This window comes from Kitasatospora sp. NPDC057500, from assembly GCF_042802195.1.
In the GTDB taxonomy this organism is placed as follows: Bacteria; Actinomycetota; Actinomycetes; order Streptomycetales; family Streptomycetaceae; genus Kitasatospora.
The window spans coordinates 1-24,703 of record NZ_JBHVER010000121.1; the positions used below are offsets into that span (position 1 = coordinate 1).

Sequence of the window (24,703 nt, forward strand, 5' to 3'; positions counted from 1 at the left end):
CCGCCTGCACCGCGCCGCCGCCGAGGCCGCCCACCGGGCCGGGGACGGCGGCGGCGCGGCCCGCGACCTGGCGGCCGCCGCCACCGTCGCGTACCGCTTCTCCAGCACCTTCGGCCGCATTCCCCCCGCCGAAGAGGTGGCTGCCCTGCTCGCGCGGGCGAGGGAGACGGCCGGCGGCGCCGACCGCCCCGGCGGCTCCCCCACGGCCGCGGCCGCGACCCGCGCCGCCCTGGCGCTGGCCGAGGCGGCGGTGCTCGCGGACGCCTACGGCTCCGTCCAGGGCAGTCCGGACAACACCGCGCGGGAGACCGTCGCCTACGCCGAGCGGGCCGTCGAACTGGCCCGGCGCACCGGCGACCCGGTGGCCGAGTCGGCCGCCCTGGACGCCCTCTCGGGCGCGCGCAGCTGGGCCGGCGAGCCGTTCGCGGCCGCCGAGGCCGCCCGCCGCCGGGTCGGCCTGCCGGCCCCGACGCCGGGCACCCCGGCCGGTACGCACGAGCGGGTGGACGCCCTGTCGATGGCCGCCGCCACCGCGATCGGCGTCGGCGAGCTGGACCGGGCCCGGGAGTGGGGCCGGCTGCTCGCCGGGCATCCGCTGCTGGCCGAGGTCGGCCACCACGCGACGTCCTGGCTGCTGGTCGCCGACGCCTTCGCCGGGCGGACCGAGGAGGTGCCGGCGACCGGCCTGCGCTTCCTCGACGCGTGGGAGCAGGACGGCCGTCCGCGCTCCTTCTCGCTCGGACCGGCCGCCGCCGCGGTCGCCATGGTCCACGGCCTGCGCGGTGACGAGGACGCCCGGGCCGCCTGGCTCGCCGTCGCCGGCCGGGCCGGGCCCGAGGAGGAGCACCGGTACGGCTACGGCGCGGTGTTCGACGCCATGGTGCTGCTGCACCACGGGGACGCCCGGGCCGCCCTGGAGCGGATCGCGCCGGCGCCCGAGGAGGTGTGGAAGTGGGTCTCCTGGGTCTGGCTGCACTGGTACGCGGCGACCCGCGTCGAGGCTTCGGTGCTCGCCGGCCACCCGGACGCCCGCGCCCGCCTCGCCGAGGCCCGCCCCGTGGTCGCCGGCAACCCGGTCGCCACCGCCCAACTCGACCGGGCGCAGGCCCTCCTGGACGACGACGTGCCACTGCTGCGCGCCGCCGCGGCGGCCTTCGACGCCGCCGGCTGCCCCTACCAGTCCACCCGCACCCTGCACCTCGCGGACGGCGGGCGGGGCGGCGGCTGACGCGCCGGGACGCCGAGCGCCCCTCACCGGAACCCGGTGGTCAAGGCCTTTCCGGGGGGCGAGACTTGGCGCATGGGAAAGCGGAGCGGGGCGGCGGGCAAGGTCACGCCGACGGTGTACGTGTCGGTGGACGTCGAGGCGGACGGGCCGATTCCCGGCCCCTACTCGATGGTCGCCCTCGGCGCGGTGGTGGCCGGGTGGCACGACGCGGACGGCTTCCGGCGGTCCGGGAACGTCGAATCGGCGGGCTTCTACCGGGAGTTGCGGCCCGTCTCCGACGCGTGGGTGCCCGAGGCGCTGGCCGTCTCGGGGCTGGACCGCGCGGCGCTGCTCGCCGACGGCACCGAACCCGGTGTCGCCATGCGCGAGCTCACCCACTGGCTGGAGCAGGCGCGCAGCGGGCCGGACGGGCGGCGGTACCGACCGGTGATGGTGGGCTATCCCGCCGTCTACGACTGGCAGTTCCTCCACTGGTACCTGGTCCGGTTCACCGGCTCCAGCCCGTTCGGCCACTCCGGGTGCCTGGACGTGAAGACGCTGTACGCGGCCCGCGCGGGCGTGCCGTTCGCGGGGATCGGCAAGCGCTCGATGCCCGGGGAGCTGCTGCCCGACCTCCCCCACACGCACCACGCGCTGGACGACGCCCGGGAGCAGGCCGTGCTGTTCGCCAACCTGATGGAGTGGGAGGGGCCGGCGCTCAGCGGGTGACGACGGGCAGGGTCTCGTAGCCGCGCAGGACGAGGCGGTCGCGGCGGGTCGCGACGCCGCCGGGGGCCAGCCGGGGGAAGCGGTCGAGGAGGGCGGGGACGGCGATGTCGTTCTCCAGGCGGGCGAGTCGGCTGCCGAGGCAGAAGTGCGGGCCGCCGCCGAAGCTGAGCGGCTGGCTGTCGGTGCGGGTGGGGTCGAAGCGGTCCGGGCGGGGGTAGCGGGCCGGGTCGTGGTTGGCGGCGCCCAGCATGACGAACACCATGGTGCCGGTCGGGGCGGGCACGCCGGCCACGTCGAGGCCGGGGGCGGTGGAGATCCGGGAGGTCACCTGGACCGGGGAGTCGTGGCGCAGCACCTCGTCGGTGAAGAGCGCGGGGTCGAGCGCGCCGGTGCGCAGGCCCTCGGCGGCCCCCGGGTGGCGGAAGAGCAGGGCGAGGCCGTTGCCGAGGAGGTTGGTGGTGGTCTCGAAGCCGGCCACCAGGAGGAGGACGAGGTTGCTCAGCAGTTCCTCGCCGGAGATCCGGTCCGGGGAGTCGACGGCGGTCCGGGCCAGCTCGCTGACCAGGTCGCCGGTCGGACGGGCCAGCCGCTCGGCGCTCAACTCCTCGAAGTAGGCGGAGAGTTCCGTGGCCGCGGTGTCGGCGGCGGCCAGTTCGGCGAAGTCCTGGACGAGTTCCAGGACGACGGTGAGGTCCGCGACCAGGCCGCGGAAGCGGAAGCGGTCGGCGGCGGGGACGCCGAGCAGCTCGCAGATCACCTCGACCGGGAGGCGGAAGGCGAAGGCGTCCATGAAGTCGACGGGCGAGCCGTCGGCGCCCCGGTCGGCCAGTTCGTCGAGCAGCCGGTGCACCGAGGCCTCGACCGCCGGCCGCAGGGCGGCGACCCGGCGGGCGTTGAAGGCCGAGGCGATGAGCGAGCGGACCCGGCCGTGGTCGGGGGCGTTGCGCTGGAGGATCGAGCGGCCCAGCAGCTCGATGGAGGGGTGGGCGAGCAGTTCCGCGTAGTCGGCGGCGAGGTCCTCGGTGTCCTCCAGGGCGAAGGCGGGGTTGCGCAGCACCTGGTTGGCGGCGGCGTGGCCGACCACCAGCACCGCCCCGGGGCCGGCCGGGGCGGCCGGGCCGAGTTCATGCGCCCGCGCGTACAGCGGGTAGGGGTCGGAGCGCCCCTCGATGGTCATCAGCTGCTCGATGATCGACGCGCCGTCCATGCGGTCTTCCCCTTCGCGGACCGGCCCGGATCCACTGCGGATCCGACTCCCCGACGGACAACTTCCGACGGTCGGAGGGGAGTTCCCGGGCGAGGACGGGACCGGGCGGCGCGGCTCGCCCGGCGGGCGGCGGCCGGGGGGCGGCCGGGCGGGGCGGCACGCGGCCGGACACCGGGGCCGGAGGCGGAGCCCGGGCCGCGTGCGGTCGGTAGGGTGGCGGGATGGAGATCTGGATCAACCCGCGCTGCGGGAAGTGCCGTACCGCACTGAACGAACTGGAGGGCGCGGGCGCCACGTACACCGTGCGGCGCTACCTGGAGGACCCGCCGAGCGTCGCCGAGCTGGAGCAGGTGCTGGAGCGGCTGGGCCTGGAGCCGTGGGACATCGCCCGGGCCGACGAGCAGGTGGCCAAGGACCTCGGCATGAAGCAGTGGGGCCGGGAGGCGGGCGACCGGGAGCGCTGGCTCGCGGCGATGGCCGAGCACCCGATCCTGATCCAGCGCCCGATCATCACCGCGGACGACGGGCACGCCGTGGTCGCCCGCACCCCCGAGGCCCTGAAGTCCGTGCTGCCCTGACGGCCGTGCTGCCCTGACGGCCGCCGCCGTCAGCGGCGTTCGAACCGCCGCACCGGCTCGCCCGGGTGCCAGGAGGTGATCCGCACCGCGTCTCCCTCGACGGTGGTGAGCACGACCTGCTCCAGCTCCAGCCGGAAGGCCTGGTACGGGCCGGGCGGCGGCTCGGGCAGCTCGGCCTCGTAGGCGGCGCGGTCGGCCGCGTCGGTCAGCTCGACGGCCCGGCCGGACACCTTGGCGTCGCCGCCCGCCAGCGTCTCGTCGCTCGGGTTGCTGTGCAGCGCGAAGCGGGCGTCGCGGCGCAGGTCCAGCGCCTTGACCGCGCCGTCCATCGATCCGATCATCAGGTCGGCGCCGATGAAGTCCACCTCGATGCCGCTCACCCGGGGCGAGCCGTCCTTGCGGAGCGTCGCCAGGACGTGGTGCTTGTTGGCCTCGAAGCGGGCCCGCACGGCGGGGGCCAGGTCCGGGGCCTCGTGCTCGAAATCCTGCCAGGTAGCCATGGCGCCAGTGTGGCACCGGGCGCCGACGGCCGCCGTCCGACGCCGGGACACGGTGTCAGCGCGCGTTGTCGGTGCCCGGTGCCACACTGGGCGGGTGACCACCACCTACATCGCCTTCCTGCGGGCCGTGAACGTCGGCGGCCGGACGGTGAAGATGGAGCACCTGCGCGCGCTGTTCGGCGAACTGGATCTGGAACGCGTCGGCTCCTACATCCAGAGCGGCAACGTCTTCTTCACCGCGGAGGCCACCGACGCGGCGGGCCGGGCCGCGCTGACCGGGCGGATCGAACGCCACCTGGAGGACCGGCTGGGCTTCCCGGTGCCGATGCTGCTCCGCACGGCGGACGAGGTCCAGGCGGTGCTGGACGCCGAGCCGTTCGCGGGCGTCGAAGTCACCCCGGACGTACGGCTCACGGTCAACTTCCTCTCCGAACCGCTGCCCGCCGACTTCCCGCTCCCCTACACCTCGCCGAAGGGCGACTACGAGGTGATCGGCGCCGACCCGGGCACCGCGTACGTCGTGGTGCACCTGAAGGACGGCAAGTGGGTCACCGGCGGTGCGCTCTTCGGGAAGTCCTACCGGGGCTCGGTGACCTCCCGGTTCCTGCACACCACGGTCAAGATCCTCGCCGCCGCCCGGAAGGCCTGACGCCCCGGGCCCGCCCAACGCCCCGCCCGCGCCCCGGGAGCCCGCCTCGGCGGTCGTCCACCTCGCGGTGCCGACCGGGGAGGGCGGACCGTGGGGGCTGGTCGTCGGGAAGGCCGGGCGTCTGGAGCGGTTCCGGCTCGGCCCGGCGGCCTTCGGCACGGCGGGAGCGGTACGGGAGGACCACGAACGGCTGGCGGTGGGCGCCGACTTCGTGCTGGAGCGGTGGCCCGCGGAACCTGGACAGGTCGGCGGAGGGCGGCCGAGAATCGGTCCATGATGTCGCGTGAGAACCGGACCCGGGTGGTCCGGCCGTCCGAGGCCGAGCGGGAACGGGCCCTCGGAGTGCTGCGGGAGGGCGCGGGGAACGGCCGGCTGTCGCACGACACCTTCCTCGGGCGGCTGGACCTCGTGCTCCATGCGGGCAGCCGCGCCGAGTTGAACGCGGTGATGGCGGACCTGCCGGGCGGGAACCCGGTGGGGCGCTTCGTGCTGCGCACGGTCGGCTGGGTCTCCGCGTTCGGGGTGCGGCTGGGCGACGCCTGGCGGGCCGAGCGGCTGCCGGGGCTGAGCCTGCCTGAGGCCGGGGCCGGACAGCTGACGATAGGCCGGATCCCCGGGTCGGGGCTGCGGCTGAACGACGCGTCGGTCTCCCGGCACCACGCCGAGCTGCGCCGGGAGGGCGACGGCTGGGTGCTGTACGACCTCGGCTCGACCAACGGGACGCATGTGAACGGCTACCGGATCGTCGGCGCGGCGCGGGTCCGGCCGGGCGACCAGGTGCGGTTCGGCAACCTGGAGTTCCGGCTGGCCTCCGGCTGAGCACACGAGGACGCCGGGCTGCCGAACGCAAGCACCGGCGGGCGGGCCGGATTGTCAGTGGCGGGTGCTTGGATTCGGGCATGGACCAGGACACCGTGCAGACCACCCTTGCCGCCGAGGTACTGCGGGACGCCGAGGAGCGGGCCCTCGAACTGATCCGGTGCGGCTTCCAGGAGCCTGACGAGATAGCCGAGTCCCTGGTCGATGACCTCGACGGCCAGGGACTGACGGTGGAGGAGGCGGAGCGGATCGTCGCTCCGCTGTGGCGGGAGCGTCTGCGGGAGCAGGCCGCCTGGCCGGAGACGACCGACGTCGACCGGCTGGAGGCCGCCTTCGACGCCCTGGAGGAACTGGGCATCGTCGCCGCGATGGACTTCACCTGCTGCGCGAACTGCGGCTACGCCGAGATCGGGGGCGAGGCCGAGGAGGACTCGCGCGGGTTCGTGTTCTTCCATCAGCAGGACACCGAACGGGCCGCCGATGGCGGTGCGTTGATGCTGCGGTACGGCGGGTTCCAGGTGGACGGCGAGGCGACGGAGGCGGCCGTGCGGCGGACGGCCGGGATCGGTCGGGAGGTCGCCGCCGCGCTGACGGCGGCCGGGCTTCCGGTGGAGTGGAACGGCTCCCCGGACTCGGCGATCGCGGTCACGCCCATCACCTGGCTCAACCGCCTGCCGGAGTAGCGGCCGCCGCCTCCCGGACGATCCGCCAGGAGGTGGAACCCGGTCGTTCCGCGCATCAAGCACGGTTCGCACGGAAACGGGTCGACGGCAGTCACAGCCGCGATTCGAGGAGGACCCATGCCCACGGTGAACCACGCGAGGACGGCCCGGGGCCGGCACACGGGCGCGCTGGCCCTGGCCGCCGCACTGCTGGCCACCACGGCAGGCTCCGCCTCGGCCGCCCCGGCCGACGCAGCGAGCCCGCACGACGCAGCGAGCCGCCGCGTCCTGCCGCCCGGGTACTGCGACCCGGACAACCAGAACCCCCAGCGCTTCGTCGACCACTTCGCCATGGCCGACCCCGCCGGCCTGCACTGGTGGAACATGCAGCTGCTGTGCGGGGTGGACAGCCAGTGGGGGCTGCGGCACATCGACGACGGCCACGCACCGCAGCAGGCGGGCCAGACCCTCCACGTGCCGGAACTGATCCACTGCATCCAGCGGGTGGCCGCCGGCACCGTTCCCACCATCGGCCAGGCCAACAACAACTGGGTCTACACCTGGGACAACCCCAGCCCGCACGCCGACCCCGGCCGACGGACCTGGATCGTCGTCGTCAACCCGACCTTCGGGACGGTGACCACCGCCTACAACGCCGGGCCGGGCAACGAGCACACGCCGTTCTGGGAGTGCCTGCTCTGACCGGCGGGCGGCCTCCCGCCAGGGCCGTTCGGGGGACCACCGTGGGTCGGCGCACGAACCGGGGCGCCGCAGATGGCTAGCCTCACCAGAGCAGATGCCCCGGCACGGTCGAGGAGTCCCCCGGTGACACAGCTTTTCGGCAGGGTTCTGAAGAGTGACACCCCGGCGTCCGCGCTCCCGAAGGAGCTCGCCGGTGACGTGGTCGCCACCGCGTCGAGCGGCACCGGCTGGAACGTCGCCCTGCGCGACAACGCGGTGTTCCAGTGGGGCGACTCGCCGCCGCAGGCCCCCGCCGTGCAGGGCGGCGTGATCGCCGTGGCGTGCGGGTCGCGGTTCGCGGCGGCGTTGAGCGCCGCCGGCGAGGTCGTCGTCTGGGGCGACCAGGGCTACCCGGAGATGCTCAGGAGGAGCATGCCGGCCAAGGTCCGGGACAACAGGGCGTCGGCGATCGCCGCCGGCCCGGACTGCCTGGCGGCGATCGTCGACGGGGCGGTCCACTGGTGGGGCGACTGGGAGGGGCAGGACCCGAACTCGCCCGTCTACACGCCGGACGGCGGAGAGAACGCCGTCGCGATCGCGGCCGGCAGCCACCACGCGCTCGTCCTCACCTCGAAGAACCGGCTGGTCGTCTGGAAGAAGGATCCCGACGACTCCTTCGTGGCGGCCCCGCCGGAGGTGCTCAACGCCGAGGTGCAGGCGGTGTCGGCGTTCGGCCGCCTCAGCATGGCGCTGACCCGGGACGGCACCGCGTACGCCTGGGGCTCCGGCGCGGCCACCCCCTCCGGCAAACCGCTGCTGCTCCGGGAGCGCTCCTGTCTGGACGTCGCCGCGGGCTACTACGCCTTCCTGCTCTGCGAGGCGAAGGACGGCAGGCGCTCCGTGGTCGCCGCGGACGTCCAGGGGGGCGGCGGAAGCGACGCGGTGGAGAAGACCTTCCCGAAGCCCGCCGCCCGCCCGCCGGCGAACGACTTCGGCGGCGCGAGCCCCTACGTGCTGCGCGATGCCGGCTTCACCGGCCCGGTGGCGCGGATCTTCTCCGGAGGCGCGTCGCCCGACGTCCTGGGGCTGGTCCCGACGCCCTACCTCACGGTCCAGGAGGGCTACGCCTTCCCCGCGAAGGTGCGGCCCGGCGGCGAGTTGGCGTTCCAGTGGCGGATCGACAACGCCGGCCCCGTCGCCTCGGACGATCCCGTCGTACGGGTCCGGCTCCCGGCGAAGGTGAAGCCGAACTCCCGGATGTCCGCGGTCAAGGGGCTCACCGACGCGGGCGGGGGCGCGTACGAGTGGCGGCTGGGGAGCCTGGCGTCCAAGGCGGACGGCTGGACGGTCCCCTTCATGACCGTGGTCGACCAGGACGCCGAGGGCGACCTCGTGGCGACGGCCGCGGTGACCGCCGCGGACAACGACCCGGCGGCGCCCACCGCCCCGCTGGCCGTCCACGCGACGGCGGCCTCCGCCGACGACGGCGGGAAGGACTGGAAGCCGTCCAAGGACGACGACGACAGTTGGTGGAAGTGGCTCCTGGGGCTGCTGGGCTTCTTCCTGGGACTGCTCTCCCTGCCCGGCGGAGGAAGCTCCTCGGGCAACGACAACACGAGGCGGAACAAGGACGACGAGGACCTGACGACGCTCGACCTGGAGGCGGAGACCGACGGCACCGGGCCGAGCAAGGCCGGCAGCAAGGTGGTGATGACCTGGACGGTGAAGAACACCGGGGAGAAGGACAGCGAGTTCCCGTCCGCCGTCACCGTCACCGCCCCCACCGGACTGACCGTCACCAAGACCGACGGCAAGGCGGAGGACCTCGGCGGCGGCACCGTGCTGTTCGAGCCCGGAACCCTGAAGCCGGGCAAGGACGCCAAGGTCAAGATCACCGCCGAGGTGGCCGACGACCCGCCCGGGACCATCGCCGTGGAGGGCATCGCGGAGGCCCTCGACGTCGTCACCCCGGCCACGCACACCCTGGAGATCACGACCGACCCCGTGGTGAAGCTCGACCTGCCCGACGGCAAGGCCGAACCGGCCGTGGTCGCCGCGGGGAAGGACGTCACCTACACCTGGAAGCTCACCAACAAGGGCCCCTCCACCGCGAAGAAGCCCAAACTGACCGTCACCCTGCCCAAGGGACTGGCCCCGGACAAGGTCACGGTCGAGGCCGACGGCAAGAAGCTCACGCCGCGCAAGCAGGGCGAGAACCAGCTCGTGGCCGACCTCGCCGATCTGAAGAAGAACGCCTCCGCCTCGCTGACGGTCGAGGGCGCACCGGACAAGACGGCCCCGGCCGATCTGACCGTGCACCTCGAAATCGCCGCCACGGGCGCCGACAAGGCGACCGCCAAGGCCGGGGCGACGCTCAAGGCCGCGCTGGAGCTCGTCGGGAAGGTCCTGGGCCCGGCGGTCGCCGGTGCGGACGCCGTCTACCTGTGGACCGTGCACAACACCGGTTCCGCCGACGCCACCGACGTCGAACTCACCATGAACGGGCGCGACGCCGGGACGACCTACGACAGGGCCGTCCCGGCTCCCGGCGGCAGGACCGAAACGACCCTCACCTGGAAGCTGGGCACCGTCAAGGGCGGTGCCGCCAAGGACGTCACCGTCCGCTACAAGGTCGGTGCCGACCAGGCCGGCAGCAAGCTGGCGTCCCGCGGTGCCCGGGTCAGCGGCAAGAACGTCGACAAGACGACCCCGAAGACCGACCCCGCGCCGACCGTCGACCCCGGCGCGGCACTGCGGCTGACGGGGTCGGCCGGCACCGAGCCGGTCGGCATCGGCTCGACCGCGACCTTCCGCTGGGACCTGGAGAACACCTCGCACGCCGACGCCAAGGACATCACCGTCAAGGTGACTCCCAGCTCCTCGCTGCCCGCCGCCCAACTGGACTCCCCCGCCGGCGGAAAGGTCGAGGACGCCACCATCACCTTCGACACGGTCAAGGCCGGGAAGACGCTCGCCGGGGCGGTCCGGCTGATCGGCCCGCTCGACCCCCCGCACTCGGGCGTCGTCCTCGTCTACGCCGAGGCCGCCCTGGGGGGCCGGGCCCTGGCCGGCGACTCGGCCTCCGTCGTCGCGGTCTCCCGGGCGAAGCTCGCGGCGGCCGCCGCCGCGACCAACCCCTCGTCGGTGGACGCCGGCGCGGACCTGAAGCTCGGCTGGACCCTGAAGCCGGAGGGCACGGGGCCGCTCGACGGCGCCGCCCTGACCGTCGCCGTCCCGGACCGGGTCCGGCTCGTCTCCGTCACGGTCGACGGCCACGTCGTGAAGGAGCGGGCGGCGGCGGACGGCCGCACGGACCACGTCTTCCCCCTGGACCCCGCGCCCGCCGGGTCCGTCCCGGTCGAGGTCGTCTGCCGCCCCGACGACGACCTGCCGGCCGGCACCGCCCTCTCCTTCTCTGCCACCCCCGGCTGGAAGGACGCCCCCGCGAACGTCCCGGCCGCCACGGCCTCGGTGACCACCACACGCCGGGCCGTCCTGGCGGTGGCCCCGCACACCCCCCTCTCCGCCCCCGACCCGGTCGTTCCGGGCCGGAGCGCGACCATGTCCTGGACCGTCACCAACAACGGCCCCTCCGGTTGCGGCCCGACGCACTTCACCGCCGTCCCCGACCCGTCCACCGGCCTGGCCCTCCACAGCGCCCTCGTCGACGGACAACCCGTGGCGGTCGAGCCCACGACGTGGGCCGTCCGGACGGGACCGCTGCACTCGGGGGGCAGGGCCGAGATCGCGCTGACGTTCTCCGCCGAGCCGGACACGCCCGGGGGGACCCCGGTGGTGAAGGCGGCGGCCACCGCCGGGGACAGCGCGGTCAAGGACGCCTCGGCGCAGGCGAAGTCGACGGTCACTCCGAAGGCGTCCCTCGCGGCGAAGCGGCTGAACGCCCCCGAATCCGCAGACGCGGGCGATGACGTCACCTACTCCTGGCATCTGGGGAACCAGGGCCCCTCCAGCACCGGGGCGACGTTCACCGTGATCCTGACGGCCGAGAAGACCAAGGCCACCGTCGGCGACAACACCGACCCCAAGGCCACCGTCACCGTCAAGGCCCCGGCCACCACCGTCGCCTGGGAGTTGAAGGACCTCCTCCGCGACCCGCAACAGGTGTCCTTCACCGCGACCACCGACGAAGTGCCCGGACAGCTGACGCTGACCACCCGACTCGTCGCGGACGACGGAACCACCCTGAAGGACACCCTCACCACCAAGATCACCGCGCGCTGAGCGAGCGCCCCGGGGGACACCCCTCGGCATCGAAGAAGGTGAACGCCCATGTCCACGCCCGGACTTCGAACAACCGCCCGCGGCCGCCTGCTCGCGCACGGGAACGACGACCACGGGCAGGTGACCGGGATCCGCGCCGCGGCCGAGGGCAGGACCGTCGTCGCCGTCAGCGGCGGCGCCTTCCACAGCCTCGCCCTCACCGAGGAGGGCGACCTCCTCGCCGCCGGACCGGACGGCTCCGGGACGCACCCCGACGACCACGGCCAGGTCGCCGAGATCGTGGCCGCCGCCGCACGGGAGCGGGCCGACGGCAGTGCGATCATCCGCATCGCCGCCGGCGGCCTGCACAGCCTCGCCCTCACCGACCGGGGACGGCTCCTCGCCGGCGGGAGCGACCAGGCCGGGGTTGCGAAGATCCTGGACGCCGCCCGGGGCAAGGTCGTCGTCGCCATCGCCGCGGGCCTCTGCCACAGTTACGCGATCACCGACCGGGGCGAACTCCTCGCCGAGGGCGGATGCGACGGCGACGACGCGGTGCAGGGGATCAAGGACGCCATCGCCCGGGAGGAGGCCGGATCGGGCCCGGACGGCGGGCGGATCGTGAGGATCGCCGAGGTCGCCGCCGGGGCCCACTTCAGCCTGGCCCTCCCCGAGCGCGGACGGCTCCTCGGCTCCCCGTCCGCCCCCGTGCCGGAAGCGACGCCGAGCAGCATCGCCGCAGGCAGCGAGCACAGCCTGGCGATCACCGACCGGGGCGAACTCCTCGCCGCGGGGGACGACCGGTACGGACAGACCCGGATCCAGGAGGAGGCCCGCGGCAGGAGGGTGATCGCCGTCGCCGGCGGGCTCGCCCACAGCCTCGCGGTCACCGACCAGGGCGAGTTGCTGGCCACGGGACCGGGCAGGACCGTGCAGGACGGCTCCGGTCCGCGGATGGACTTCGGCCAGGTGACGGACCTCCTGGACGCCGCCCGCGACGGCAGGATCGTCGCCGTCGCCGCCGGGACCTTCCACAGCCTCGCGATCGAAGGGGAGCGCGACTGCGGACCGCTGAAGGCCGGCGAGGTGTGCCTGGCGTTCACCGCCCCGCCCCGGTGCCACCTGCGCGTCCAGTCGGACGCCGCCTTCGTCGGCGTCGAACCGGCGGGTGCCCGGAGACTCGCGGTGCAGGCGGGCCGGTCCTGCGAGGTCGTCGTCACGGACGGCCGGGGGGTCAACCACCCCGGGAACGTGGTCTTCACCGCCGCCGGCAAGGGCTTCGCCGTCGACGACGCCGGCAGCCGCCTGCCCGACGGGCTCACCCACACCCGGCCCCACCCCGTCACCGGGGCCGTCACCTTCATCTGGACGTCCACCACCCGCCGCACCTGAACGGGCGGCGCCTCAGCCCGCGCCGGGCGAGGACGGCAGGGCGGCCTCGATCCCGGCGACGACGATCGCCAGGCCGCGCTCGAAGCGCTGCTCGAAGCCGCCGAAGAGGTCCCGGCCCGCGGCGGCGGCGAGGGCGTGCTCGGGGTCGATGCCGGCGGCCCGCTGCTCCGGGTCGTAGCCGGGCGCCCGCTCCCCCGGCACCGGGTGGACGGCCTGCTCCTCGATCACGAAGCCGATGGTGAACGCGTACGCGGTGGTGAACGCCAGGACGGCGTCGCCGAGGTCGAAGCCCGCCCGGCCGAACGCGGCGAGCAGGGCCTGCTGCCCCTCGGTGTGCCCGGAGTCGGTGAGCCGGGTGCCGCTGAAGACCTTGGCGCCGTCCCGGTAGCCGAGCAGCGAGGTCCGCAGGGTGCGGCAGGTGCCGGTGACCGCCTCCTGCCAGCTGTCCGGCACGGTGGTCGGCCCGGCGGACATCCGGCGGAGCATCTCGGTGGCCATCTCGTCGAGCAGCGCCTGCTTGTTGGCGAAGTGCCAGTACAGCGCGGGTGCCTTGACGTCCAGCTCGGTGGCGATCCGGCGCAGGGTGAGGCCGTCGAGGCCGGTCTCGTCCAGCAGGCGCAGGGCGGTGTCGACCACCTGGGTGCGGTCCAGCTTCGGCGGCATGTCGCGCTCCCTCCGGGCGGCTGTTCTCGGTCGGCCGCGACGTCCAGCCCCGACGTCCGGCGTTGACAATTTAACACCGTTAAGCCCATGCTTCTGGACGTCCGCCACTTAACAACGTTAAGGAGAGTGTGCGATGGCGCACGCCCAGAGCCGGAACCAGAACCGGCACCAGGACCAGGACCAGGACCGGAGCGTGACCGAGGTCCTGATCGTCGGCGCCGGGCCGACCGGGCTGACCCTCGCCTGTGACCTGGCCCGGCGCGGGGTCTCCGCGCTGCTGGTCGAGCAGGCCCCGGCGCTGTTCCCCGGCTCGCGCGGCAAGGGCCTCCAGCCCCGCACCCAGGAGGTCTTCGAGGACCTCGGTCTGCTCGACGCCGTGCACGCCGCCGGCCGCCCGTACCCGCGCATGGTGAGCTGGGAGAACGGCGAGCGGCAGGGCGAGTGGGACCTCGTCGGGCGCGCCGAGCCGGAGCCGACCGTGCCCCATCCGGCGGTCTGGATGCTCCCGCAGTGGCGCACCCAGGAACTGCTGCACGACCGGCTGCGCGAACTCGGCGGCGAGGTCGTCCTCGGCACCGCACTGAGCGGCCTCGACCAGCACCCCGACCGGGTCGAGGCCCGGCTGACCGGGCCCGACGGCACCGCGCGCACGGTCACCGCCCGCTACCTGGTCGCCGCCGACGGCGGGCGCTCCACCGTCCGGCGGGCGGTGGGCATCCCGATGGCGGGCGAGCAGGTCGACCCGCGCCCGGCGCTGGTCGCCGACGTCGAGATCGACGGCCTGGACCGCGAGAACTGGCACTGCTGGCCGAAGGGCCCCGGCGGCGCCCTGCTGCTCTGCCCGCTGCCGAGCACCACCGCCTTCCAGCTGTTCGCCCAGTTCGGCGAGGAGGGCGGAGCCGGGGGGAACGGCCCCGGGGAGAACGGCCCCGGGGAGAACGGCCCCGGGGAGACGGGCGGCGGCGCGGAGCCGGACGTTTCGGCGGAGGGCGTGCGGCGGACCGTCGCCGCCCGTACCCACCTGTCGGAGTCCGCGGTCGGCGCCGTGCACTGGGCGTCCGCCTTCCGGCCGCGCGCGGCGCTCGCCGAGCGGTTCCGCGAGGGCCGGGTCTTCCTGGCCGGCGACGCGGCGCACATCCACTCCCCGGTCGGCGGCCAGGGCCTCAACACCAGCGTCCAGGACGCCTACAACCTGGGCTGGAAGCTCGGCCAGGTGCTGCGGCACGGCGCCGACGAGTCGCTGCTGGACAGCTACGAGCAGGAGCGGCTGCCGATCGCCGCCGACGTGCTGGAGATCTCCACCCGGCTGCACCGAGCGGGCGGGGTCCGGGCCGGCGCGCTGCGGCGCGGCCCGCGCACCGAGCAGCTCGGGCTCGGCTACGAGGACGGCCCGCTGACCGTCGAGGCGCGCCCCGGCCTGCCGGAGGAGGCGCTGCGGGCCGGCGAACGGGCACCCGACGCCCCGTTGGACGGCGCGTCGACGGACGGCGCCCCGTTGGACGGCGCGGGCCCGCACCGGCTGTTCGAGCTGTTCCGCGGCCCGCACGTCACCGTGCTCGCGGTCGGCCACCCCCTGCCGCCGCTGCCCGCCGGGGTGCACGGGCACCGCGTCGACGGCGGCGTCGCGGAGCAGGCGTACGGACGGGGCCTGTTCGTCGTCCGGCCGGACGGCTACCTGGGCCTGGCCACCCACGACCCGGCCGACCTGCCGGCCTACCTGGCACGGTTCGGCCTGCGCTGAACCGCCCCCGTAGCGCGCCCCGCATACGCCGGAGGCATATGCTCCGCGCGTAGATCAACGGCCCGCGAAAACCCCGGCGCTCAGTCGTCAACCGCCTCCCAGGCGCCGGGCGCCCCCCACAGCGGCGCCGTGCACCGCTGGTAGGTGGCCTGCCAGTGCGGCCAGTGCCGGGCCACCATGTCGTCGCAGTCGCCGAGCAGCCGCTCGACCACCGCCGGCTCGACGCCGTCCAGCAGCCAGGCGAGCGCGTCCGGACTGCCCGGCCCGTCGGCCGAGTGCAGCACGTCCAGCAGCTCGGGCAGGCTGCCGACCCGCGAGCCCTCCGCGAAGACCGACTCCATCCGCGGCAGCAGCTGGCGCTCCTCGATCCGCAGATGGGTCTCCAGCCGGGCCGCCAGGTCCTCGATGGCGTACGCCACCGGCCAGACCGACCCGGTGTCCCGGCTGGCGATCCGGACCAGGGTGGTGACCCGGGTGAACGAGTGGTCGAGGTTGTGGTGGTCCGCCTCCAGCCAGTTCAGCAGCAGGCGCAGCTCGGGCGCGAACCGGCGCACGATCGGCCAGACCCGGGTGTCCTGCTGCTCGTGGTGGCAGGTCAGCATGGCGGTGACGAAGGTCCAGTGCCGCAGCAGCGCGGCACCCTTCTCGTCCTCGTCGGGCTGCAGCAGCCGCAGCGCGTTGGGCAGCCGGGCGAGGTCGCGGCGGAGCGCCGCGTGGACCAGCCGCAGTCCGGCGAACCGGACGGCCTGCGGCTCCTCGTCGGCGATGTGCTCGTGCACGGGGCCGCCCTGGGCGGGCACGGCCAGCGAGACCGGGGACGCTACGGGCAGCAGGTGGGTGGGCATGGCACTCTTTTCACGCTCGGACAAGGGCTTGGGCACTGGCACGGCCTGGCACAGCTGGCGGGGACGGTGCTCCCACCACAGTGGTGAGAGGACATCAGAGGCGAATCAATGTCCGATTGACGTGCAGCTCAGCGGCCTTTCGACCGGTTCCGGCGGGCGCTCCGGCGAACGCGGCGCAACATTCCGCCGCACCCGTCCCGTGTAACCAGGGCGAGGGTGCGTCGCACGCCGCACCGGGAAGCCGACGAGGAACAGCGAGGCCGGATGTCACCGGATCAGGAACGGACGTTCGACGAGTTCGTCGCGGGCCGGTACGCCGCGCTGCGCCGCACCGGGTACCTGCTCTGCGGCGACTGGCACCTCGCCGAGGACCTCGTGCAGACCACGCTGGTGCGGCTCTACGCCCGCTGGCCGCGGCTGCGCGAGCCCGAGGCGGCGTACGGCTACGCCCGGACGACACTGGTCCGCGCCTACATCGACACCCGGCGGCGGCGTGACTCGCAGGAGGTGGCGGCCCCCGACCCGGCCGTCCTCCTGGAGGACGGCCGCGGCGGCGGGCGGCCGACCGGGGCGCAGGCCGACCCGGAGCGGCGGCTGGCGCTGCTCGCGGCGCTGGCCCGGGTCACCCCGGCCTACCGGGCGGTGCTGGTGCTGCGGTTCTGGGAGGACCAGTCCATCGAGTCGACGGCGGCCGCGCTGCGGCAGAGCACCGGCGCGGTGAAGTCCGCGACCAACCGGGGCCTGACCCAACTGCGGGCGATCCTCGGCGACTCGGTGCACGAGATCGCCGCGGGCTGACCCGACCACCGCGAGCTGATGAGGAGAGGAAGGGCGATGGGCCAGGAGGACCGGGATCTCGACGCCGAGCGGGTGGGCGCGCTGTTCCGTACGGTGTTGGACCAGCGGGAGCCCGCCGTGCCGTCGGTGGGCCCGCAGGTGAAGCGGGCCGGCGCCCGGCTGCGGCTGCGGCGGCGCGTGCTGACCGTGACGGCGGCGGCGGTCGCGGTGGCGGCGGTCGCCACGGCCGGGGCGGCGGTGACCGGCCGCTCCGGGCCGGACGCCCCGGCCGCGGGCGTCTCACCGGGCGTGCCGGACACGCCGTCCCCTTCCGGTACCCCGACCGGCCCGGCCCCGGCCGCCGAGGACCCCCTGGCCGCCGACCGGCGGCTCAACGGCGCCGGCCACGCCGACCTGCTGCAGTTCCTGCGCGACCACCCGCTGCCGGGCGTCACCCGCGTCGACGGGGCCACGAGCGTCCGGGAGTTCACCATGCGCCGCGCGAACGACGGCCAGGTCAGGTTCATGCGGGAGTTCGAGGGACCCGTCGGCGCGCCCGAGGACCGGGAGTCGCCCTGCGCCGCCCGAACGCTCCCCGACGGCGGGACGGCGGACCCCTCCGGCACCGGCTGCCTCACCGTGCCGCTCCCCGACGGGGCGCTGGCGTGGGTCCTGCACCCGACGTACCGCGACCAGCCGAAGTCGGTCTGGATCCGGCTCGTCACCGCGCAGGGCCGGAAGTTCACCCTGAGCTTCGACTCGACCCCGGTCGGCGGCAGCTACACCACGGTCCCCCTGGAGGCGGTGCGGGACCTCGCCGCGACGCCCGGGTTCGTCCGGGCGGTCGACGAGGGGTGGCAGGACTCGGCGATCCGCTGAGCGCCGAGCCCGCCCGGGCCCTGCGGGCTCAGCCGCTCTGCGGCCCCGCGAGGTTCCTGCTGAGCCACTGCAGGGTGTCCGGGATCATCTTCTTGAAGTCGCTGGTCAGGTGCTTGCCGCCGGGCTGCTCGTAGTACTCGACGGTGAGCGGCGGCGCGGCCTTCGCGATCCAGGCCTTGACCAGCCTCATCTCGTACGCGTTGGCGCCGCCGGCGGTGGCCAGCATCCGCACGTCGGCCTTGCCCTGGGCGACCAGCAGGTCGGGGCTGTTGGCCTGGCGCTCGGCCTCGTGGCCCTTCCAGAGCGGCGAGTCCGGGTTGAAGTAGCCGTCGATCGGAACGGCGGCCTTGAACCGGTCCGGGTACTGGAGGGCGAGCTTGGCACTGCAGAACGCCCCGGTGGAGGCGCCCATCAGGCCCCAGCCGTCGCGGCCCTTCACGGTGCGGAAGTTGGCACGGACGAAGTCGGGGACGTCCTCGGCCATCCAGGTGCCCATCTTCGGCTGGCCCGGGATGTCCGCGCACTCCAGGGCCTTGGCCTCGTTGGATTCGAGGTTCTGCACCGGCATGATCATGATGAACGGGTGCGCCTTGCCCTGCTTGGCGAGGTCGGCGTCGATCTCCTGGATCGGCAGCTGGTTGTCGGTCCAGGTGTTGTAGCCGGCGCTCTGGCCGCCCGCGTACAGGGTGAGCACCGGGAAGCCGGTCCTCGCGTACTCGGGGTCGTTGTACTCCGGCGGCAGCCAGACCCAGACCTTGCCGGTGACCCCGGACTTGGGTCCGGCCAGTGTGGTCATCATGATCTGGCCGGCGGCGGTGTCCCTGGCCTTGCTGAACGCCGCCTGCGGACCGGTGGGCATCAGCACCTTGCCGGAAGGCGCGGGCGGGGCGGTCGTCGGCGGGGCGGTCGTGGCCGTGGCCGGGGCCGGGGCCGTTGTCACCGGGGCAGTCGTCGCGGGGGCGGACGTCGCCGGGGCCTCGGGCGCGGACGGCGCCGCCGAGCCCGTCGCGCCCTTGGCCGCCGCCGCATCCCCCGACGTCCCCGCGCTCCCGGCGTCCTTGCTCCCGCAGGCCGCCAACGCGGCGGCCAGGATGACGACGGTGGCGCCGGTCAGCACGGCGCGAAAACGGGAGGACTGCGGCTGCACGGTGAGAACTCTCCGACCGGTGTCACGCCCGCTCCCACGGAGCCGGGCGGTGGCCCCCGGGTGGGGCCGGACAGACCAGGGGCCCGACCACGTGCGGAACCCCCGGAATCCGACGCGCCGCCCTCACAGCGGCCACGCCGTCCTGCGATCCTATGACGTCCCCCACCGCCCCCCGGTTGCGCCTTGGCCAGCACGTATCCAATGTTTGCCCCCGATCGGGCAAAGCCCCCCGACCACCCCTCCCACCCGGCGGGCCCCCACCCCCGCCACCCGTCGGGGGTCCCCCGGCGAAGGGGTGGGCTGGCTGCGGGGGGCCGGCGCTGACATCGTTGTGCGGATCGAGCAGACCGTCGGAGACCTCAGGAGCCTGACATGTTGGAACGCGTCGCCGTCGTCACCGGTGCCGGCAGTGGGATCGGGCGGGCGGTGGCGGTCGAGCTCGCCGCCGGGGGGTGGCGGCTGGTGCTGGCGGGGCGGCGGGAGGAGGCTCTGCGGGAGACCGGACGGTTGAGCGGGGCGGAGGCGGTTCCGGTGCCGACGGACGTCACCGACGCGCAGGCCGTGGACGCGCTGTTCGAGGCCGCCGTGGAGCGGTTCGGGCGGGTGGACCTGCTGTTCAACAACGCCGGGACGTTCGGCCCCTCCGGCACCGTGGACGAATTGGACGTCGACGCGTGGCGGTCGGCGGTCGACCTCAATCTCACCGGGACGTTCCTCTGCGCCCGTGCCGCGTTCCGGCAGATGCGGGCGCAGCAGCCGCAGGGTGGCCGGATCATCAACAACGGGTCGATCTCCGCGCACGCCCCACGTCCCCGTTCGGCCGCGTACACCGCGACCAAGCACGCCGTCACGGGGCTGACCAAGTCACTGTCGTTGGACGGCCGTCCGTACCGGATCGCCTGCGGGCAGATCGACATCGGCAACGCCGCCACCGAGATGACGGCCGCGATGAGCAGCGGTGTGCCGCAGGCGGACGGGCGGATCGCGGCGGAACCGACGATGGACGTCGCCGATGTGGCTCGCACGGTGCGGCACATGGCGGAGCTGCCGCTGGAGGCCAATGTGCAGTTCGCGACGGTGATGGCGAGCGCCATGCCGTTCATCGGCCGCGGCTGACCCCGCGCAGGAAGAAGGGGGACCCTCGTCCCGCCGGAGACGAGGGTCCCTGACCAGGAGGCGGCTACGGGCGCCAGGTGTCGTTCAGCGTCACCTTGCCCGAGGCCGGCACGGTGGCGGTCCGGTTGGCGCCGGACTCCCAGGTGACCGCGCCCGAGGCGTCCTTGCGGATGTACTTGTACTCGAAGGCCGTACCGGCGGCCATCGCCACATCGAGCTTCCAGACCGGGTAGGCGGCCGGGGAGAGCGGTAGCGCACTGGCCGTGTTCCAACCGCCGAGAGCGGTACTGCTTCCGACGACGAAGATGTTCTGGCCGAAGACCGTGGTCGCATCGACGGCGAAGGACGCACCGCCGGTCACCGTCGTGCCGCCGCCGGGGGCGCCGACGTACAGGGCGACGGCGTCGCCCGCGCCGACGGTGGCGGTGAAGCGGCCGTCCGCGCCGACCGGGTAGGACGGGCCGGTGCAGCCGCCGGGCGCCGGGTCGCCGTGCTGGACGTCGCAGTAGGAGCCGGCCGGCAGCGAGGTCTGGAAGGTGCGGGTGATCGCAGCGCCCTCCCGGTTGATCGCCACGAAGCCCTTGCCGCCGCGCCCGAAGGCGACCGCGTTTCCGCCGTTGGACCACCAGTTGGTCAGCGCGGTGCCGGCCACCGCGTTGCGGAAGCCGACCATGTTGGCCACCTGCCGCCAGGCGTGGGTGCAGTTCCAGCCCTCCTGGTAGCAGGCGTTGACGGTGCCGCCGTTCGGCGGGCCGTCGTCGTGGCCGGTGAAGGCGTAGCCGGAGTGGACGTTGGGCGAGCCGTACGGGTGGGCCAGCATGAAGACGTTGGCCAGGGTGTAGGCCGAGCCGTCCTTGTAGGTGAGGGTGGAGCCGTTGCGCTCGGTGTCCCAGTTGTCGACGAAGGTGCGGGCCCTGCCGGTGGGCAGCAGGCCGCTCCCCCAGCCGGACAGGTCGGCGAGCCGGCCGCCCTGGAAGGCGCTCTTCAGCCAGGTGCCGGAGCGGAACTCGTCGACGTCGCCGGTGTCGGTGTACTCGGCGGGCTGGACCGGCTCGCCGGCGCCGTGGATGACCTCCTGCACCCAGTACGCCCGGGGGTTGGCCGTCCTGGCCTTGATGGCGGCGAGGTCGGTGGCGGCGATGTGCTTGGCGGCGTCGATCCGGTAGCCGTCGACGCCCAGCGAGGCCAGGTCGTCGAGGTAGCGGGCGACGGTCTGCTGGACGTAGGCGCTGCCGGTGTCCAGGTCCGAGAGCTCGACCAGCTCGCAGTTCTGCACGTCGGAGCGGTCGTTGTAGTTGCTGATCGCCGTCCGGCAGGAGTGGAAGTCCCGGTCCTGGTAGTAGCCGGGGTAGGTGTACTTGCCGTAGGCGGTGCCGCCGGTGCCGGTGCCGGAACCGGCGGACATGTGGTTGACCACCGAGTCGGCGATCACCTTGACGCCGGCTGCGTGGCAGGTGTCGATCATGCGCTTGAAGGCCGTCCGGTCGCCGAGGCGTCCGGCGATCCTGTAGCTGACCGGCTGGTAGGAGGTCCACCACTGGCCGCCCTGGATGTGCTCCTGGGGCGGCGAGACCTCGACGAAGCCGTAGCCCTTGGGGCCGAGGGTGTCGGTGCAGGCCTTGGCGACGGAGTCGAAGCGCCACTCGAAGAGCGTCGCCGTGACGTCCTTGCCGTTGCCCGGCGGGACGGCCCGGGCTTCGGGAGCTGCGGCGCCGAGGGCGGCGGTGAGGGAGAGCGCGAGGGCCGCCGAGGCGGTGAGCGCGCCGGCTGCGCGGGCAGGGGTGACCACGTTGCCTCCTGTGGGGGTGGCCGGGGCGGGGTGGGCCGGGAACCGCATGGAAATCTTGCTGAAACTTGCAGCGCTGAACCTAGGGGCCTGACAGAAACCCGTCAATACCCCGCGCGGACCCCGCACCGGCCTCCGCGGCCCCCGCACAGACCTCCGCGCACGACAACAGGGCCCGGCGGTCGCACCCGCCGGGCCCTGCCCCTGTCTCACCTGGTTTCCGCCGGCGTCACCGGCGCCGGGTCAGCTCGTGGCGATCGAGGTGTCGTCGATGACGAAGCTGGTCTGCAGCGAGGCGTCCTCGGTGCCGGTGAACTTGAGGGTCACCGTCTGGCCCGCGTACGCCGACAGGTCGAAGGTCCGCAGCTGGTAGCCGGCGGCCGCGTCGGCGTTCGAGTAGGTCTTCAGCGTGGTGCCGTTGGCCTGGACCGTCAGCCGGTCGTACACCGTCGAGCCGGACTCACCGGTGTCGATGTGCAGGTAGAAGCTCAGCGTCGCCCTGCAGCCCGCCGGGACGGTCACCGTCTGGGACAGCGAGTCGGTGTGGGTCGAGCCGTAGCCGTTCAGCCAGGCCTTCCACGAACCGCCGTGCGGCGCCTGCGAGGAGGAGTTGTCGACCACGCCGCTGGAGGCGGTCCACGGCGAGGCCGTGCCCGTCTCGAAGCCCGCGTTGCCGAGCAGCTGCGCCGGGGTGCAGGTGCTGCTGGAGTCGGTGATCGTCCAGGTGAAGCTCGCCGTGCCGGTCTTGCCCGCCGAGTCCTTGGCCGTCACGGTGACGTTGGAGGTGCCGAGGGTGGTCGGGGTGCCGGTGACCACGCCGGTGGAGGCGTTGATCGACAGGCCGGCCGGCAGGCCGGTGGCCGAGTAGGTCAGCGGGGCGGCGCCGCCGCTCGCCTTGATGGCCAGGTTGACCGCGGTGCCGGTCTTGGTGCTCTGGTTGCCCGGGTTGGTGACGGTGACGCCGCCCGGGTTCGGGGGCACGGTGCCGACGTTGACGCCGGCCCACGCGGTGCCGACCGCGATCACCTCGGGGCTGCCCGCGCCGTAGAGGTCCCTGGCGGCGTTCTCCGTCGCGGTGCGCGCCGCGGCGAAGTTGGTGGTGGAGGTCATGTACGAGGTCAGCGCCTTGTACCAGATCTGCAGCGCCTTGGCCTGGCCGATGCCGGTGACGGTGACGTTGTTGGCGGTCGGGCTGTTGTAGCTGACGCCGTTGATCACCTTGGCGCCGCTGCCCTCGGCCAGCAGGTAGAAGAAGTGGTTGGCGACACCGGACGAGTAGTGCACGTCCAGGTTGCCGACGCCCGAGTACCAGGAGTCGGCCGAGCGGCCGTCCTTGGAGGGCTTGTCCATGTAGCGCAGCGGCGTGCCGTTGCCGTTGATGTCGATGAGCTCGCCGACCAGGTAGTCCGGGTTGTCCTTCGCCAGGTTGGCGTAGAACTCGACCGCGTTGCCGAAGATGTCCGAGGTGGCCTCGTTGAGGCCGCCGGACTCGCCGGAGTAGTTGAGGTCGGCGGTGGCGGAGGTGACGCCGTGGCTCATCTCGTGGCCGGCCACGTCGAGTTCGGTCAGCGGGTGGGTGTCGCCGTCGCCGTCGCCGTAGGTCATGCAGAAGCAGCTGTCGTCCCAGAAGGCGTTGACGTAGCCGGTGTCGTAGTGGACGCGGCTGAAGGCGCCGACCCCGTCGTTGCGGATGCCGCTGCGGCCGAAGGTGTTCTTGTAGAAGTCCCAGGTGGCGGCGGCGCCGTACTGGGCGTCGACGGCGGCGGACTCGCGGTTGGTGGCCGAGCCGTTGCCCCAGGTGTCGCTGGACTTGGAGAACAGCGTGCCGTTGCCGGTGGTCCGGTTGCCCATGTCGGTGGTGTACTGGCCGCCGCGGGTGCCGTCCTTGAGCTGGAACGAGGATCCGCTCTGGGTGGTGGTCAGCGGCACGGTGCCGACGAAGACGCCGTTGCCGGTACCGGTCTTGACGCTCTCGACCTTGCTCAGCACGGCACCGGTGGTGGCGTCGGTGACGACCTTGAGGCGGCTCGGGGTGCCGTTCTCCTGCTTGCCGGAGACGACGGTCTCCCAGGCGAGCTTCGGGGTGCCCTCGGCGGCCCAGACGACCAGGCGCGGGGCGGTGTCGAGCGCGGAGCCGGCCTCGGCGGCCAGCGCGGCGGCCTGGGCGTTCGGCGCGGCGAGCTTCGGCGTGGTGTTCACGCCGCTCAGCACGGCCTCGCTGGCCTTGGTCACGCCCGTGGTGGCGCCGGTGGCGTCCTGGTGGACGATCAGGTCGCCGCCGAGCACCGGCAGGCCGGCGTAGGTGCGCTGGTAGCGCAGGTGGCGGGCGCCGTTGGCGTCCTGGACGACGTCCTTGGTGACCAGCTTCTCGTCGCCGGTCAGGCCCAGGGTCTGGGCGAGGCCGACGGTCTGCTGGTTCGCGGAGGCGATCAGCTCGGCCCGGCTCGCCTGCTGCGCGGCGACGGCCGCCGGTGCGTCAGGGGTGGCCGCCTGCGCGATGACCGGGATGCCGGTCACCAGCAGCGCGGTGGTAGCGGCCATGACAACCGCTGCCTTCCGGGCGTGGGCGTAACGGGACATGCGGACTCCTTTTCCGACCGCCGCGGGGTTCGCGGCGGTGGACAGAACCTGGCCGCGGGGTTGCGACTCAGTGGGGGCCCCCGCCGCCGATACGCGGCGCGGGTGCGGTTGCGGAGCGAGGTGGTCGAGCGGTTTCCGGCAGGGGACGCGCTGTTCCTCACCTGGGACAGCTGCACCGGGGGGTGGGGCCCCCTCGTCTGCAGCCGGAGGAATCGTGGCAGCAAACGAGCCGTTAATGACAGATGCATGCCATTGATTGGCCGATTAGCTACCGGCCCGTACATCCGTCAGGAGCGTGGCGGCGTTACGCCGATGAGTACTTCTGGAAATCGTTTTCATCCCTGCCGGGAAGGTTTGGCCGCCCCCCGCGGGCACTGACCAGCGCTCAGGAGGCGCGTTCGGTCCGGGCGGTGCGGGACGGCGCCGGACGGACGCGGCACCTCACCTTTCCAGCCGTGCCAGGGGCGGTTTTCGGACAACCCCATACATTGAATGGAACCGGAAGCGGCTTGAAACCGTTCGGG

At 73.7% G+C, this 24,703-nt stretch carries 19 protein-coding genes and 1 pseudogene; 13 read left to right on the forward strand and 7 right to left on the reverse strand.

Features of this window, described 5'->3' with window-relative positions; translation table 11 throughout:
• Positions 1-1,228 (forward strand): annotated as a pseudogene (locus ACFU74_RS23710) (ATPase); the annotation flags it as partial.
• Between the two features lie 72 nt (positions 1,229-1,300).
• Positions 1,301-1,936: an exonuclease gene (locus tag ACFU74_RS23715; protein WP_380759945.1), complete on the forward strand. Its 636-nt coding sequence runs from the start codon at positions 1,301-1,303 to the stop codon at positions 1,934-1,936.
• Here ACFU74_RS23715 and ACFU74_RS23720 read toward each other — a convergent pair.
• The gene (locus ACFU74_RS23720; protein ID WP_380759947.1) at positions 1,926-3,143 is read right to left on the reverse strand and encodes a cytochrome P450; all 1,218 of its coding nucleotides are present in this window, start codon (positions 3,141-3,143) and stop codon (positions 1,926-1,928) included. The genes ACFU74_RS23715 and ACFU74_RS23720 overlap by 11 nt on opposite strands.
• Positions 3,144-3,364: 221 nt before the next feature.
• Between ACFU74_RS23720 and ACFU74_RS23725 the strand changes: the two genes are divergently transcribed.
• Positions 3,365-3,721 carry an arsenate reductase family protein gene (locus ACFU74_RS23725; protein ID WP_380759949.1) on the forward strand — a complete coding sequence of 119 codons (357 nt, stop codon included), beginning with the start codon at positions 3,365-3,367 and terminating at the stop codon, positions 3,719-3,721.
• A gap of 29 nt (positions 3,722-3,750) precedes the next feature.
• Here the strand turns inward: ACFU74_RS23725 and ACFU74_RS23730 are convergent, their stop codons facing one another.
• Positions 3,751-4,221, reverse strand: coding sequence for a pyridoxamine 5'-phosphate oxidase family protein (locus ACFU74_RS23730; RefSeq protein ID WP_380759951.1), 471 nt, complete (start codon positions 4,219-4,221; stop codon positions 3,751-3,753).
• 94 nt (positions 4,222-4,315) lie between these two features.
• Between ACFU74_RS23730 and ACFU74_RS23735 the strand changes: the two genes are divergently transcribed.
• The 6 genes from ACFU74_RS23735 (at position 4,316) to ACFU74_RS23760 (ending at position 12,645) form a co-directional block, all read left to right on the forward strand.
• Positions 4,316-4,870 (forward strand): DUF1697 domain-containing protein, encoded by a 555-nt coding sequence (locus tag ACFU74_RS23735; protein ID WP_380759953.1) that lies wholly within the window; start codon positions 4,316-4,318, stop codon positions 4,868-4,870.
• A 273-nt stretch (positions 4,871-5,143) separates the two neighbouring features.
• The gene (locus tag ACFU74_RS23740) at positions 5,144-5,689 is read left to right on the forward strand and encodes an FHA domain-containing protein (protein WP_380759956.1); all 546 of its coding nucleotides are present in this window, start codon (positions 5,144-5,146) and stop codon (positions 5,687-5,689) included.
• Positions 5,690-5,769: 80 nt separating this feature from the next.
• Positions 5,770-6,372 (forward strand): DUF6891 domain-containing protein, encoded by a 603-nt coding sequence (locus ACFU74_RS23745; protein WP_380759958.1) that lies wholly within the window; start codon positions 5,770-5,772, stop codon positions 6,370-6,372.
• Positions 6,373-6,489: 117 nt separating this feature from the next.
• Positions 6,490-7,053: a hypothetical protein gene (locus tag ACFU74_RS23750; RefSeq protein ID WP_380759961.1), complete on the forward strand. Its 564-nt coding sequence runs from the start codon at positions 6,490-6,492 to the stop codon at positions 7,051-7,053.
• 123 nt (positions 7,054-7,176) lie between these two features.
• Positions 7,177-11,274, forward strand: coding sequence for a hypothetical protein (locus ACFU74_RS23755; protein WP_380759963.1), 4,098 nt, complete (start codon positions 7,177-7,179; stop codon positions 11,272-11,274).
• 48 nt (positions 11,275-11,322) lie between these two features.
• Entirely contained in the window at positions 11,323-12,645 is a 1,323-nt protein-coding gene (locus ACFU74_RS23760; protein WP_380759966.1) for an RCC1 domain-containing protein, read from the forward strand.
• 12 nt (positions 12,646-12,657) lie between these two features.
• Here ACFU74_RS23760 and ACFU74_RS23765 read toward each other — a convergent pair whose 3' ends face one another.
• Positions 12,658-13,308, reverse strand: coding sequence for a TetR/AcrR family transcriptional regulator C-terminal domain-containing protein (locus tag ACFU74_RS23765; protein ID WP_380759968.1), 651 nt, complete (start codon positions 13,306-13,308; stop codon positions 12,658-12,660).
• 133 nt (positions 13,309-13,441) lie between these two features.
• Here ACFU74_RS23765 and ACFU74_RS23770 point away from each other — a divergent pair, with 133 nt between their 5' ends.
• Complete coding sequence (locus ACFU74_RS23770) at positions 13,442-15,049, forward strand: FAD-dependent monooxygenase (RefSeq protein WP_380759970.1); 1,608 nt, start codon at positions 13,442-13,444, stop codon at positions 15,047-15,049.
• Positions 15,050-15,129: 80 nt separating this feature from the next.
• On the opposite strand, the gene ACFU74_RS23775 is transcribed toward ACFU74_RS23770, so the two are convergent.
• Entirely contained in the window at positions 15,130-15,894 is a 765-nt protein-coding gene (locus ACFU74_RS23775) for a hemerythrin domain-containing protein (RefSeq protein WP_380759972.1), read from the reverse strand.
• Between the two features lie 264 nt (positions 15,895-16,158).
• Here ACFU74_RS23775 and ACFU74_RS23780 point away from each other — a divergent pair, with 264 nt between their 5' ends.
• Both ACFU74_RS23780 and ACFU74_RS23785 read left to right on the forward strand, forming a co-directional pair.
• Positions 16,159-16,692, forward strand: a complete 534-nt coding sequence (locus ACFU74_RS23780) for a sigma-70 family RNA polymerase sigma factor (RefSeq protein WP_380759974.1) — start codon at positions 16,159-16,161, stop codon at positions 16,690-16,692.
• A 36-nt stretch (positions 16,693-16,728) separates the two neighbouring features.
• Positions 16,729-17,550 (forward strand): hypothetical protein, encoded by an 822-nt coding sequence (locus ACFU74_RS23785; RefSeq protein ID WP_380759976.1) that lies wholly within the window; start codon positions 16,729-16,731, stop codon positions 17,548-17,550.
• A gap of 28 nt (positions 17,551-17,578) precedes the next feature.
• On the opposite strand, the gene ACFU74_RS23790 is transcribed toward ACFU74_RS23785, so the two are convergent.
• A complete protein-coding gene (locus ACFU74_RS23790; protein WP_380759978.1) occupies positions 17,579-18,697 on the reverse strand; it encodes an alpha/beta hydrolase in 1,119 nt (372 codons plus the stop codon).
• Between the two features lie 372 nt (positions 18,698-19,069).
• Here ACFU74_RS23790 and ACFU74_RS23795 point away from each other — a divergent pair, with 372 nt between their 5' ends.
• Positions 19,070-19,813, forward strand: a complete 744-nt coding sequence (locus ACFU74_RS23795) for an SDR family oxidoreductase (protein WP_380759981.1) — start codon at positions 19,070-19,072, stop codon at positions 19,811-19,813.
• Positions 19,814-19,877: 64 nt separating this feature from the next.
• Here ACFU74_RS23795 and ACFU74_RS23800 read toward each other — a convergent pair whose 3' ends face one another.
• Together ACFU74_RS23800 and ACFU74_RS23805 are read right to left on the reverse strand one after the other, a co-directional pair.
• Positions 19,878-21,650, reverse strand: coding sequence for a carbohydrate-binding module family 20 domain-containing protein (locus ACFU74_RS23800; protein ID WP_380759983.1), 1,773 nt, complete (start codon positions 21,648-21,650; stop codon positions 19,878-19,880).
• A 192-nt stretch (positions 21,651-21,842) separates the two neighbouring features.
• Positions 21,843-24,179 carry a M4 family metallopeptidase gene (locus ACFU74_RS23805; RefSeq protein ID WP_380759985.1) on the reverse strand — a complete coding sequence of 779 codons (2,337 nt, stop codon included), beginning with the start codon at positions 24,177-24,179 and terminating at the stop codon, positions 21,843-21,845.
• Positions 24,180-24,703: the final 524 nt, after the last annotated feature.

Coding starts and splice junctions, on each gene's coding strand:
- ACFU74_RS23775 (WP_380759972.1), bottom strand. CDS start 15,894: ATGCCCACCCACCTGCTGCCCGTAGCGTCCCCGGTCTCGCTGGCCGTG.
- ACFU74_RS23800 (WP_380759983.1), bottom strand. CDS start 21,650: ATGCGGTTCCCGGCCCACCCCGCCCCGGCCACCCCCACAGGAGGCAAC.
- ACFU74_RS23720 (WP_380759947.1), bottom strand. CDS start 3,143: ATGGACGGCGCGTCGATCATCGAGCAGCTGATGACCATCGAGGGGCGC.
- ACFU74_RS23740 (WP_380759956.1), top strand. CDS start 5,144: ATGATGTCGCGTGAGAACCGGACCCGGGTGGTCCGGCCGTCCGAGGCC.
- ACFU74_RS23750 (WP_380759961.1), top strand. CDS start 6,490: ATGCCCACGGTGAACCACGCGAGGACGGCCCGGGGCCGGCACACGGGC.
- ACFU74_RS23760 (WP_380759966.1), top strand. CDS start 11,323: ATGTCCACGCCCGGACTTCGAACAACCGCCCGCGGCCGCCTGCTCGCG.
- ACFU74_RS23765 (WP_380759968.1), bottom strand. CDS start 13,308: ATGCCGCCGAAGCTGGACCGCACCCAGGTGGTCGACACCGCCCTGCGC.
- ACFU74_RS23725 (WP_380759949.1), top strand. CDS start 3,365: ATGGAGATCTGGATCAACCCGCGCTGCGGGAAGTGCCGTACCGCACTG.
- ACFU74_RS23785 (WP_380759976.1), top strand. CDS start 16,729: ATGGGCCAGGAGGACCGGGATCTCGACGCCGAGCGGGTGGGCGCGCTG.
- ACFU74_RS23745 (WP_380759958.1), top strand. CDS start 5,770: ATGGACCAGGACACCGTGCAGACCACCCTTGCCGCCGAGGTACTGCGG.
- ACFU74_RS23805 (WP_380759985.1), bottom strand. CDS start 24,179: ATGTCCCGTTACGCCCACGCCCGGAAGGCAGCGGTTGTCATGGCCGCT.
- ACFU74_RS23770 (WP_380759970.1), top strand. CDS start 13,442: ATGGCGCACGCCCAGAGCCGGAACCAGAACCGGCACCAGGACCAGGAC.
- ACFU74_RS23780 (WP_380759974.1), top strand. CDS start 16,159: ATGTCACCGGATCAGGAACGGACGTTCGACGAGTTCGTCGCGGGCCGG.
- ACFU74_RS23795 (WP_380759981.1), top strand. CDS start 19,070: ATGTTGGAACGCGTCGCCGTCGTCACCGGTGCCGGCAGTGGGATCGGG.
- ACFU74_RS23715 (WP_380759945.1), top strand. CDS start 1,301: ATGGGAAAGCGGAGCGGGGCGGCGGGCAAGGTCACGCCGACGGTGTAC.
- ACFU74_RS23730 (WP_380759951.1), bottom strand. CDS start 4,221: ATGGCTACCTGGCAGGATTTCGAGCACGAGGCCCCGGACCTGGCCCCC.